Source organism: Acinetobacter sp. YH12100 (assembly GCF_013419135.1).
GTDB classification, from domain to species: Bacteria; Pseudomonadota; Gammaproteobacteria; order Pseudomonadales; family Moraxellaceae; genus Acinetobacter; species Acinetobacter pseudolwoffii.
Window position 1 is genome coordinate 146451 of the sequence record NZ_VPAQ01000005.1, and the last position, 12271, is coordinate 158721.

Below are 12271 nucleotides of genomic sequence, written 5' to 3' on the forward strand. Positions count from 1 at the left end.
CTTTTTTTTACAGGCAAGCTATAGCAAAGAGACAGTGATTCTATTTTAAATTTTATGATTTTAAGACATTCAAACATTCATGAATAAAAATGGGCAGATCGTTGGGCAGGCGCGATGAGATCAACTGGTTATTATCATTTACCAGTTCTACATCATAATAGGTTCCACCCGCATGCTGTACGCGACTCGCATGCGCCCGGATACTGGTAATAATCCGATTTTTCAGCACATCTGCTTCACACAGTAATAAGGATGCATCACATAAACTGAAAATAGCTTTTTTGGCCTGATTGAAGGCATGGATGAACTGTAGCACCCGAACATCGGTAGAGAGAGAAACCGCAGATTCGCCCCCTGGAATCAGCAAGGCATCAAAGTCATCAATACTGATTTGTTCGATGCCACGGTCGATGGTCACGGCAGAACAGCCATGCAGCCCATAGACCACTTTGCCTGCGTTAAGTTCGATATTGCAGACGCTATGATGGGCAGCCAGCAAGGCAGCCACTGGCTCCAGGTATTCTTGGTCTTCAAAATTATTTGTTATAAGTACTGCTATTCTTTTTGGCATGATTGATCCCCCCAACTCATGATTTAAATTAGACTAGCTGTTAAAGGTTGAAAAAACGTCTCTGCTTTGTAACAGAGTAGTAATTTCATGTAAAAAAATTAGGAAAATCAATATTAAATAAGAGAAATGAGCGTGAGGAGCGTGCATTTTATTGTGAAAGATATCTCAGATTTTAATAGGTCAAAAAAGACAAGTACAAAGCTATTATTTTAATTTTCTTATGCTTAAAACCGCTATATAGATTAAGAAATAATGATATTTCATATTCATTAAAATCAGTTAAGATGGACAGGCTAAGTTTACAATTTGATAATGTAAATCAAGCCAAAATGCTGAACTAAATGTTACCAGATATGACTAAAAGCGATGAGTGGTTAAAACCAACTGTCTGTTTTTAAGACTTAATCTAGCAATGTCATATTGCGTAACATTTTAAAGCTCACTATTGTTATACTGAACAGATAAGGTTTATGAAGGGCGACATAACAATGATCAACGACGATCAAAACACCACGACTTCTCTTGATTTGGCAAAAATTCGTGAGGATATCGATTCTGTTGATCAGCAAATCCAGCAATTGATTAACCGCCGGGCACGTTTGGCTGAAGCAGTTGCAAAAGCAAAGTTTGCTTCAGAAGAAAGTCCGCTGTTTTACCGCCCAGAACGTGAAGCACAGGTGTTGCGCAATGTCATGGAGCGTAATGAAGGGCCATTGTCCGACACCACCATGGCACGTCTGTTCCGTGAAATCATGTCCGCTTGTCTTGCGCTTGAAGCTCCGCAAAGTATTGCGTTTCTAGGGCCAGTCGGAACCTATACCCATTCTGCGGTACTCAAGCACTTTGGTCATGATGCGGTGGTTCGACCTTTACCGACAATTGATGAAGTCTTCCGTGAAGTCGAGGCGGGCAGTGCCCATTATGGTTTGGTGCCGGTGGAAAATTCCTCTGAAGGTGTAGTCAATCATACCCTGGACTGTTTTAAAACTTCGAACCTGAATGTGATTGGCGAAGTTGAATTGCCGATTCATCATCAATTTCTGATTTCTGAAAATACCCGTAAAGATAGTATTAAACAGATTTATGCACATCAGCAGACTTTGGCGCAATGTCGTAAATGGCTAGACGCGCATTATCCGGGTGTAGAACGTGTGGCTTTAAATTCTAATGCTGAGGCTGCGCGCCGTATTCAAAATGAATGGCATTCTGCTGCGATTGCTTCTGAAATTGCATCAAGTATTTATAATCTTGAAATTATGCATGGCAATATTGAGGACAATCCGGAAAATACCACACGTTTCTTGGTGATTGGCCGTGAAAAAGTGCCTCAAAGTGGCAATGATAAAACCTCATTACTGATTTCTGCACATGACCGTGCTGGTGCATTGCTGGAAATTCTGGCGCCATTTGCCAAGCACAATATCAGCTTGACCAGTATTGAAACGCGTCCAGCACTTCCGGAAAAATGGGCTTATGTGTTCTTCATTGATCTTGAAGGTCATATTGAGCAGGAACATGTCAAAGCTGCAATTGCAGAAATTCGTCCTTTAGTTAAAGAAGTTCGCGTGCTCGGTTCATATCCTGCAGCTGTACTTTAAGTCAGCTATCCGTGGTCAGGGCGAGGGTGCTGACCACTGTTTTATACCTAAAATTGGAAGTCTAAAATGTCGTTTGTTCCAGCCAATTCAGGCATCTCAAAATTAAAGCCATATCAGCCAGGTAAACCGATCAGTGAGCTTGAGCGTGAGTTGGGTCTTACCGATATCGTCAAGCTGGCATCCAATGAAAACCCGCTGGGTTGTTCAGATAAAGTCAAAGAAGCAGTCGCTTCGGAAATTGCTGAAATTGGCCGTTATCCAGATGGAGGTGGCTTTATCCTGAAAGATCAGATTAAAACTCAGTTTGGTTTTAATCATGATCAGATTACGCTGGGCAATGGTTCAAACGACTTGCTAGAAATGTTTGCCCGTGCCTTCGTTTCTTCAAGCGATTCTGTGGTATATAGCCAGCACGCATTTGCGGTTTATGCACTGGTCACTCAAGCCATTAATGCACAAGCGATTGAAGTACCTGCCAAAGGTTTTTCACATGACCTTGAAGCGATGGCAGCAGCAATTCAGGACAATACCAAACTCGTCTTCATTGCCAATCCGAACAATCCGACCGGAACCTGGTTCGAAGAAGCCGAATTTGAAGCTTTCATGCAAAAAGTCCCTGCAAATGTAATTGTGGTGCTAGACGAAGCGTATGTGGAATATTTCCCGGAAAATTTCAATAGCCTGAAATTCCTGCAACAATATCCAAATCTGATTGTCAGCCGTACTTTATCGAAGTGCTATGGTCTGGCTGCACTGCGTGTCGGTTTTGCCTTGGCATCGGTTGAAGTGACCGATTATTTAAACCGTATTCGTCAGCCATTTAACGTCAATCATTTGGCCATGGTCGCTGCGGTGGCTGCACTGAAAGATGAAGACTTTATCGCGCGTTCTCGCGAAGTAAATAAAGCCGGTATGGCGCAACTTGAAGCAGGTTTTAAGGCTTTGGGTCTGGACTATGTGCCTTCTCGTGCTAACTTTATTCTGGTTGATGTACAGGCAGACCCCGCAGCAACCTTCAACGGTTTGCTGAAACAAGGGGTGATTGTACGTCCGGTCGGTATTTCCAGCCACATTCGTGTATCGATTGGTACTGAAGCAGAAAACGCGAAATTCTTAAGCGCGCTTGCTACAGTATTGGGTTTAGAGGCAAAAGCTTAATTCATGTCGCAGCCATTGTTTGAAAAAGTTGCATTTATCGGGCTTGGACTGATTGGTTCAAGTCTGGCGCGTGTCATTCAAGCCGAGCACTTGGCCAATGACATTGTGGCATCGACACGTTCGTCCAAGACTTTGGAAGATGCCAAGGCACTTGGTCTGATTTCTGAAGGCTATGCCGATCCTGTAGATGCAGTCAAAGGTGCAGATCTGATTGTTCTGGCTTTGCCGGTACGTGCCACACAAAAAGTACTTGAGCTGATTCAGCCGTATTTGACGGAAAATGTCATTATTACTGATGTGGGAAGTACCAAAGGTAATGTGGTCGATGCGGCTAAAGCGGTCTTTGGTGACCAGCTTCCAGCAGGTTTTGTGCCGGGTCATCCGATTGCAGGTGCAGAGCATACCGGTGTACATGCAGGAAAAGTCGATCTATTTGCCAATCACAAGGTAATTTTGACGCCACTGCCAAGCAGTAGCGATTGGGCCGTGGAGAAGCTGATTCAACTGTGGCAAGCGGCCAAAGCCGAAGTGATTTGCATGGATGTGGACAAGCACGATGAAGTGCTGGCACATACCAGTCATCTTCCGCATTTAATGGCGTTTAATCTGGTCGAACAACTGGCCAAACGTGAAGACAACTTAGACATATTTCGTTATGCTGCCGGTGGCTTCCGTGATTTCTCGCGGATTGCCGCCAGTGATCCACAAATGTGGCATGATATCTTTTTTGCCAACAAAAAAGCAGTTCTGAATGCCGTAGATGGCTTTGAACAGCAGCTCGCGATGATTCGCAAATTGATCGAAGATGAAGATTCCCAAGCATTGATGGGCTTATTGGGTCATGCGCAGGCAGCTCGCCAGCATTTCAACCATATGCTCGCCAAGAAACCTTTCATGGAGAAAAATAAAGTGACACAACAATTTACCATTCAGCCGGGTGCCAAGACATTTCAAGGTAAATTTACCGTGCCAGGTGACAAATCTGTGTCACATCGCTCGATCATGTTTGGTGCCATCGCTGAAGGTACAACACATGTGACTGGTTTCCTTGAAGGTGAAGATGCACTGGCAACTTTGCAGGCTTTTCGTGACATGGGCGTCAGCATCGAAGGCCCTAAAAATGGTGAAGTCACCATTCATGGCGTCGGTATGCATGGTCTTAAAGCGCCACAGTCTGCCATTTATATGGGCAACTCAGGTACTTCAATGCGTTTACTGTCCGGTATGCTGGCAGCGCAGAAATTTGATTCAGTGATGACCGGTGATGCATCCCTATCTAAACGCCCAATGGAACGTATTGCCAAGCCTTTACGTGAAATGGGTGCACTGATTCAGACCACGGGTGAACGTGGAACTCCGCCTGTCTCGATTACAGGTAACCAGCAACTACAAGGCATTCAGTACGATTTGCCAATGGCATCAGCGCAGGTAAAATCAGGTATTTTGCTGGCGGGCCTATGGGCAAATGGCGAAACCGCAGTGACTGAACCTGAACCAACCCGCGACCATACTGAGCGTATGTTGCGTGCATTTGGTTATGAGGTGAAAACCGAAGGCAATCGTATTTCATTACAAGGTGGTGGAAAGCTGGTCGGAACCAATATCCAGGTGCCATCTGATATTTCTTCTGCGGCCTTCTTTATGGTCGGCGCTGCGATTACTGAAAATTCGGATGTGACCTTAGAGGCTGTTGGTATCAACCCGACCCGTACTGGCGTGATCGAAATCCTGAAACAGATGGGTGCGGACATTACCGTTGAAAATGAACGCATTGCTGGCGGTGAACCGATTGCAGACATCCGTATTCGTGGTACGCGTACGCTTAAAGGCATTCATATGCCTGAAGATCAGGTGCCATTGGCGATTGATGAATTCCCGGCGCTGTTTATTGCTGCTGCGTGTGCCGAAGGTCAGACGATTTTGACCGGTGCTGCCGAGCTTCGCGTAAAAGAATCGGACCGTATTCAGGTGATGGCAGATGGCCTGCAAACCATGGGCATTGACTGTACCCCAACTGAAGATGGCATTATTATCGAAGGGAAGGGCAAATCAGGTGACTGGTCGCCAATCTTTACCGGTGGTGAAATTGAATCGCATCATGATCACCGTATCGCGATGAGTTTTTCGATTGCCGGTTTACGTAATTCGGAGCAGATCAAGATTGTCGGTACGGAAACGGTAGCCACCAGTTTCCCGACCTTTACAGAACTGACCTCAATTGCAGGTTTGCCTATTCAAGTTTCAGAATAATTTTTAAAATTATGTGAAACAGCCAAGCTTTTGCTTGGCTGTTTTGTTTATATTGCTTATGCTAAACCCATACAAGAAAAAAGCCATTAGGATGTAGCGATGCGAAAATTAAAATTCATGGCCAATACACAAAGCCAGCAACCCCGGGATGGTCAGGAAACCCAGGAATATGTAGCGCATTTTCTTGCCGAAACATTAGGTAAACATGGCTTTCAGACCTTAAGTCAAAGTGGTGCTCAGGTTGCGGTGAGCGTGGATGAACATGCATTGCCCTTATCTGTGAGTTGTGAAACCAGAGATGAGCAGGGGCATCTGGTCTGTGAAATTGCCTCATATCCTGAAGAAGAACAAGATTGGCTCGATCGTATTACCGAACGAAGTCTGCTCAATCAGCTTGCACAAGCAGTAGAAAGCTCGCTCAAAGAGCAGGAAAGCTTTAGCGAGTTTGAATGGAAGAACTAATTCATAACTCCACTATAATTTGATCTCAACGCCAAAGTGAGTGTCTAATACTCAGCTAGTTTCGTGCATCAGATGCATGAGAAGCTTATGCCGCGATTATCCCAAGTCTGATGCATTTTATGACATGGGGTCTGCCAGAATCTGAACAAGCATTTGCAACAGGATGGCAAAAATGGCTAGAGAATATGGCAGCTCATGAAGAATATGTATTTGTGATCCGTCATATTGAAACACAAGAATTTATTGGACTATGTGGTTTACATCGACTTCATGATGAAATACCTGAAGTCGGTATTTGGATCCGTAAAAATGCGCATGGTCATCATTATGGACATGAAGCAGTGCATTGTATTGTGGCCTATGCTTTCAATACATTAGGGCTTCAAGTCTTAAGCTATCCGGTAGCAGAAGAAAACTGGGCTAGCCGTAAAATTGCAGACCGCTTGGGCGGAAAAATTATCCGTTACATCGATAAGCCTAAATATCGGGCTGTGATGTATGAAATTTTTGCAGACGATTTTGTCTTTTAATAAAAAACCCATCATCTGATGGGTTGTATTATCTAGCCAAGCGCTAAGTAGCGAGTCATTGCAATCCGCAATTGCTTTAAATAGCCGGTAAAGAAATGATTGGCACCAGGCAATACGGTCACTAAATGACGCTGTGGTTTTGCCCATTCAATCATATCCGACAGCAGGGTTACTTCATCACCCTCACCATGAATGAACAGAATATCACCTTTAATTGCTGGCGTAACATAATGGCGAATACCGGCAACGGTTGCAGTTGGCAGGCCACATAAAATAGTTTGTTTGGGTTGCAGTTCTACAGGTAAGGCTGCATAGCTCTTTGCCATGACATGCGCACCAAAACTAAAACCGCCCGCATAAAAAGACAGCCCAATATGCTGACTGCGAGCAAACCGAATGATTTCTAATACATCATCCGTCTCACCGAAGCCCTCGTCGTGTATACCTTCACTTTGACCAGAACCGCGAAAACTCGGACGATACACAACACAGCCACGTTCCATATACATTTGTGCCAATAGAACGGGAACCTTGTGCTGGGGCGTACCACCTTGCAAGGGATGGGGGTGACAAACTACCGCGAATCCTTTCACTTCACCCTGAGGATAATCCACAAAAACTTCAATCTGACCCGCAGGTCCTTGAAGGAAAATTTGCTCGGACATATAAATACCGATGATTAACAGGAGAATCGCGCATTTTAACGATTATGGTGAATAAAAACATGAATTGGAATTAAAATAAGCAGACTGATATAGTTTGATTAATCATTTTTTGACCAGGTTGCCATGCTCGCTTTAATTTCTCCAGCCAAAACGCTCGATTACGATACCCCATTACCGACTGACCAATTTACTCAAGCCAGATTATTAGAACATTCGCAGGATTTGATCAAAGCTTGTCGCACACTTTCTGCAACAGAAATTTCCAGTTTGATGAGTGTCAGTGAAAAAATTGCCAATTTAAATACAGCACGTTTTCAGGACTGGCAACCAGATTTTAATTTAGCCAATGCACGTCAGGCTATTTTTGCCTTTAAAGGAGATGTCTATACCGGTCTGGATGCTTATAGCTTCAAGCAGGAAGATCTGCACTTTGCACAACAGCGTTTGCGTATGTTGTCTGGTTTATATGGGCTTTTGCGTCCCTTGGATCTGATGATGCCATATCGTCTGGAAATGGGAACCAAATTGGCCAATTCTCGCGGGCATAACTTATACGAGTTCTGGGCACATCACATCACTGATCTGATCAATCAAGATTTAGCCGCAGCCCAGTCTGAGATCTTGGTGAATATTGCTTCTGATGAATATTATAAATCGGTGAACGAGCGCAAAATTCAGGCAGAGATTATCAAGCCAGTATTTCTGGATCAGAAAAATGGCAAATATAAAGTGATTAGTTTCTATGCTAAAAAAGCACGTGGTTTGATAGCACGTTTTATTGTTGAAAATAGAATTGAACGTGCCGAAGAACTCAAAGCATTCAATACCGATGGCTATTATTTTGATGCCGATAGTTCACTTAAAGGTGAATTGGTATTTAAACGTGATGAACAAATCAGTGCATAAATAACGTTATTCCGCTACCGCATAGAATAATTGGTTTCTAGGCGGTATTGGGAGCTATGAGTATTGAAATGTTATTTATCCAGCTTTAATCGTTTTTTAAATATTGAGTGTCACGGGGGAGTTGATTGGCTGCACTTCGGTACAAATGTGGTTTTTAGCGTCTTTCGCAAATTTTAAGTTAGATAAAAAATTAGAATTATCGCTGAACTCATTGAAATAATGCGTAAAATCTCATCTATTGAGTTGTTTTTTACAGAAAATTGAAACTGATATTTATGGGAAAAGCTGAATAAAATAGCTCAAGTTAATATATTTTAAATCAGGGAATTTTCATTAATTTATATATTTTTCTTTCCAATAGAAATTTTTATTTAAACAAATAAGTATTTAATATTCAAATATTTAATTTATTAACTTTGGGGAGTATTTAGCGCAAGAGATTTTTGAGAAAGAATGAAAAATTAATTAAGTAATAATAAATAAAGCGATAGAAAAATATCGCTAAACGGTTCAAGAAGTGCATTCTATCGGGTTAAATGTAAAGTAAGTCACAAGTTTATTAGGTTTTTTGTTAGCATAATTGCACAGTGTTACAAAGCAGAATAATAAAAATGAAAATACATGCTATTCCTGTTTTTGTGTTAATGGTCAGCGTATTAGGATTCTGCGTGCATAAACAGGCAGAAATCAGAAAATACGAAAAAATCCGTCATGTCTTGAATGAAGCGCGTGACTCCAGCAAATTGTTAGACTCTAATCGGCATCGACATTAACACATGCATCAATTTTCTTTTTTTCAATTTAGCGTAATTAATAAAATTAACTCAATAATAAATATAATAAAATATTAAAAATATTCGAATTAAATAGATTGATTTTAAATAAAGTATAAAATCAAAGAAGCAATCAGAAATCAATGTGTTATAATTTGCCACCTATAAAGATGAAGCAAACTTCATCTTTCTAAGCATTTGATTTATATCATTAAATAGAGCTGCATAAAAGTTATGCAGCTTTTTTGTTTAGATTTTTTGGGGTTTTTATAGCATAGCCCTGGGGCTGTAAGCTGTTCAAACATTTGAACCCGTCAAATGGCTATACTGGCATATTCGTTGCTAACACATCCTCAAAATAAATGAATTTTTTGTGAAATTTCATTTATTTGACGGCGTGCTTGAAGCATAAAGTTTACTCAATAGGGGCTAGGTCATGACGACTCCTAATCCATCTTCAGAAAATATGCTTGAACGTCTGTTTAAACTGAGTGAAAACAAAACCAGTTTCCGTACAGAAGTTCTGGCTGGTGTAACTACATTCTTAACCATGTGTTACATCATTATTGTCAATCCAATGATCTTGTCCGAAACAGGGATGGATCATGGGGCTGTCTTTGTAGCAACCTGTCTTGCAGCTGCGATTGGCTGTTTAGTCATGGGCCTGATTGCGAATTATCCAATTGCGCTGGCGCCAGGCATGGGCTTAAATGCCTTCTTTACCTATTCTGTATGTCTGGGAATGGGGGTGCCTTGGCAAACCGCCTTGGGTGCAGTTTTTGTTTCAGGTCTGGTCTTTATTGCCATTAGCCTGTTTAAAATACGTGAAGCCATTGTCAATGCAATTCCAATGTCGCTCAAGCTCGCGATTGGTGGTGGTATTGGCTTGTTCCTGGCATTGGTGGCACTGAAAAATGCCGGAATTATTGTGGATAATCCAGCCACACTGGTAGGCTTGGGTGATCTGAAACAACCTTCTGTATTATTAGCACTTTTTGGCTTTTTGTTGGTTGTGGTAATGCACCAGTTTAAAGTCCGTGGTGCGATTATCATCAGTATTCTGGTGGTGACTGCCATTGCAACGGCACTAGGTTATAACGAATTCCAAGGTGTAGTGGGTCATATTCCATCGCTGGCTCCAACATTCATGCAAATGGATTTTGAAGGCCTCTTTACTGCCAGTTTAATTGGGGTGATTTTTGTTTTCTTCCTGGTCGATCTGTTTGACTCTACCGGGACGTTGGTCGGTGTTTCGCATCGTGCAGGTCTGTTAAAAGACGGGAAATTACCACGTTTGAAGAAAGCCTTATTTGCTGACTCATCAGCGATTGTTGCTGGTGCGGCACTGGGTACTTCTTCAACTACGCCTTATATTGAATCTTCTGCGGGTGTGGCAGCAGGTGGTCGTACCGGTCTAACCGCCGTGGTGGTTGGATTACTATTTATTGCCTGTTTATTCCTGGCACCGCTTGCACAATCAGTTCCGAGTTTTGCCACTGCGCCAGCATTGTTATTTGTTGGTGTGTTGATGATTCAGGGTATCGTCCATATTGACTGGGAAGATATTACTGAGGCAGTACCGGCATTTTTAACCATCGTATTTATGCCATTTACCTATTCGATTGCGGATGGTATTGCGATGGGCTTTATCAGCTATGCACTGATCAAGTTGTTGACTGGTAAGGCTGCGACTGTACCGTATATGGTCTGGATTATTGCTGTTCTATGGACGCTTAAATTCGCACTGTTTGGTGGCTAATTTTTCTACATTCAGAAAGGGTGTAAACTGAGTTTGCGCCCTTTTTTATTATTTAAAGGTTTCACGAGGAGAAGTGATGAACCGTCTTGAGTTGATTCGCGCTTTGCCAAAAGCCGAGCTTCATGTTCATATTGAAGGCACTTTTGAGCCTGAGCTAATGTTTGCAATCGCTCAGCGTAATCAGATTGCCATCCCGTATAAATCTGTCGAGGAAGTTAAGCAGGCTTATAATTTCCATAATCTTCAGTCCTTCCTGGATATTTATTATGCCGGGGCCAATGTACTGATCCATGAACAGGACTTTTATGACCTGGCTTGGGCCTATTTTGAAAAATGTGCCGAAGACAGTGTGGTGCATACAGAAATGTTCTTCGATCCGCAAACGCATACCGACCGTGGAATTGCTTTTGCGACCGTCATCAATGGCCTGCAAAAAGCCTGCGATGATGCCAAGGCCAAGCTTGGAATCAGCTCACATTTGATCATGTGTTTCCTGCGTCATTTAAGTGAAGAGGCGGCCTTTGAAACGCTGGAGCAGGCATTGCCCTATAAAGACCAGATTATTGCGATTGGTCTGGATTCAAGTGAAGTCGGGCATCCACCTTCTAAATTTGAACGTGTCTTTGCCAAAGCGCGTGAAGTAGGGTTTTTGGTCGTAGCACATGCGGGCGAAGAAGGCCCGGCAGAATATGTCTGGGAAGCTCTGGATTTACTGAAAGTTAATCGTATTGATCATGGGGTGCGTTCAGAAGAAGATTCTGAGTTAATGCAACGGTTGATTCGCGAAAAAATGCCCTTAACGGTGTGCCCGCTGTCAAATCTGAAGCTTTGTGTGGTCGAGGATATGCAGCAGCATAATATCCGTCGTCTCTTGCAGCAGGGTGTCCATGTTACAGTCAACTCAGATGATCCATCCTATTTTGGTGGCTATATGAATGACAACTTTATTGCCATTGCTGAAGCGCTAGACTTGAGTAACGAGGAATTAAAGCAGTTGGCAACGCACTCCTTTGAAGCGTCGTTTATTCCAGAGGCTGAAAAAGAGAAATGGATCAACCAGATCCGTGCCTTGATTTAAGTTTTTACAAAAGGCAGAGTTCGCTCTGCCTTTATCATTTTTATAGGCCAATATGAAATTGAAAAGTTTAATTCTGCTCCTCAGCATATTGTTGATTTCTGCCTGTTCTAGTGCGGATATGACATTGACACAACGTACTTTAAAACCTTTGATTGAATATCAATGCAGTAAAGAGCTGCAAAATTCCAAAGTTTGGAAAGTTTCGACCTACTTAATGCAGGACACCAGTAAAGTTGAACTTGAGAAAAATGTGTGTTCATGTGTAGGTGAGCATGCGTTAAAAGATGTGCCTGCCAAAACTTTGTTAAAAGCCACAGTTGATGAAGCAGCCAAAAAAGAACTGACGCAAAAAGCGATTGCAAACAGTCTCAGAAGTTGTCTCAAGGAATTTATTTAACCTGAGTTCGATGAAATATTTTAGCTTTTTAGCAAGTTTTGGAAAGTTGGCTTATTTGGATTTAAGCAATAAGCCACTATAGCAGCCATAATATTCACCATAAAGTTATTCACCGAACGATGAC

The 12271-nt window shown here is 42.4% G+C and carries 12 protein-coding genes and 1 pseudogene; 10 read left to right on the forward strand and 3 right to left on the reverse strand.

The features are described from left to right. Positions 1–52 precede the first annotated feature (52 nt). On the reverse strand, positions 53–571 hold the full coding sequence (locus FTU40_RS05520) for a DJ-1/PfpI family protein (protein WP_005097462.1): 519 nt from the start codon (positions 569–571) through the stop codon (positions 53–55). Positions 572–1059: 488 nt separating this feature from the next. Here FTU40_RS05520 and pheA point away from each other — a divergent pair, with 488 nt between their 5' ends. The 5 genes from pheA (at position 1060) to FTU40_RS05545 (ending at position 6569) form a co-directional block, all read left to right on the forward strand. Beyond that, positions 1060–2169 (forward strand): prephenate dehydratase, encoded by a 1110-nt coding sequence (pheA, locus tag FTU40_RS05525; protein ID WP_005170229.1) that lies wholly within the window; start codon positions 1060–1062, stop codon positions 2167–2169. A gap of 66 nt (positions 2170–2235) precedes the next feature. Beyond that, entirely contained in the window at positions 2236–3327 is a 1092-nt protein-coding gene (gene hisC, locus FTU40_RS05530; RefSeq protein ID WP_180040101.1) for a histidinol-phosphate transaminase, read from the forward strand. A gap of 3 nt (positions 3328–3330) precedes the next feature. Next, a complete protein-coding gene (locus tag FTU40_RS05535) occupies positions 3331–5577 on the forward strand; it encodes a bifunctional prephenate dehydrogenase/3-phosphoshikimate 1-carboxyvinyltransferase (RefSeq protein WP_159516053.1) in 2247 nt (748 codons plus the stop codon). A 99-nt stretch (positions 5578–5676) separates the two neighbouring features. Beyond that, positions 5677–6039: a hypothetical protein gene (locus tag FTU40_RS05540; RefSeq protein ID WP_159516052.1), complete on the forward strand. Its 363-nt coding sequence runs from the start codon at positions 5677–5679 to the stop codon at positions 6037–6039. A 110-nt stretch (positions 6040–6149) separates the two neighbouring features. Beyond that, positions 6150–6569, forward strand: a complete 420-nt coding sequence (locus FTU40_RS05545) for a GNAT family N-acetyltransferase (RefSeq protein ID WP_257223523.1) — start codon at positions 6150–6152, stop codon at positions 6567–6569. Between the two features lie 32 nt (positions 6570–6601). Here FTU40_RS05545 and FTU40_RS05550 read toward each other — a convergent pair whose 3' ends face one another. Then, positions 6602–7234, reverse strand: a complete 633-nt coding sequence (locus FTU40_RS05550; RefSeq protein ID WP_005097454.1) for an alpha/beta hydrolase — start codon at positions 7232–7234, stop codon at positions 6602–6604. Between the two features lie 123 nt (positions 7235–7357). Here FTU40_RS05550 and yaaA point away from each other — a divergent pair, with 123 nt between their 5' ends. From yaaA to FTU40_RS05570, 5 genes are all read left to right on the forward strand, one after another. Then, complete coding sequence (yaaA, locus tag FTU40_RS05555) at positions 7358–8140, forward strand: peroxide stress protein YaaA (protein WP_180040103.1); 783 nt, start codon at positions 7358–7360, stop codon at positions 8138–8140. Positions 8141–8751: 611 nt separating this feature from the next. Continuing rightward, on the forward strand, positions 8752–8913 hold the full coding sequence (locus tag FTU40_RS15120) for a hypothetical protein (protein WP_005097451.1): 162 nt from the start codon (positions 8752–8754) through the stop codon (positions 8911–8913). A gap of 436 nt (positions 8914–9349) precedes the next feature. Then, on the forward strand, positions 9350–10672 hold the full coding sequence (locus FTU40_RS05560) for an NCS2 family permease (protein WP_005097450.1): 1323 nt from the start codon (positions 9350–9352) through the stop codon (positions 10670–10672). Positions 10673–10748: 76 nt separating this feature from the next. Next, positions 10749–11750: an adenosine deaminase gene (locus tag FTU40_RS05565; RefSeq protein WP_180040105.1), complete on the forward strand. Its 1002-nt coding sequence runs from the start codon at positions 10749–10751 to the stop codon at positions 11748–11750. Between the two features lie 52 nt (positions 11751–11802). Continuing rightward, positions 11803–12147, forward strand: a complete 345-nt coding sequence (locus FTU40_RS05570; protein WP_074383303.1) for a hypothetical protein — start codon at positions 11803–11805, stop codon at positions 12145–12147. 20 nt (positions 12148–12167) lie between these two features. Here the strand turns inward: FTU40_RS05570 and FTU40_RS05575 are convergent. Continuing rightward, positions 12168–12271: pseudogene (locus FTU40_RS05575) on the reverse strand (IS982 family transposase); the annotation flags it as partial.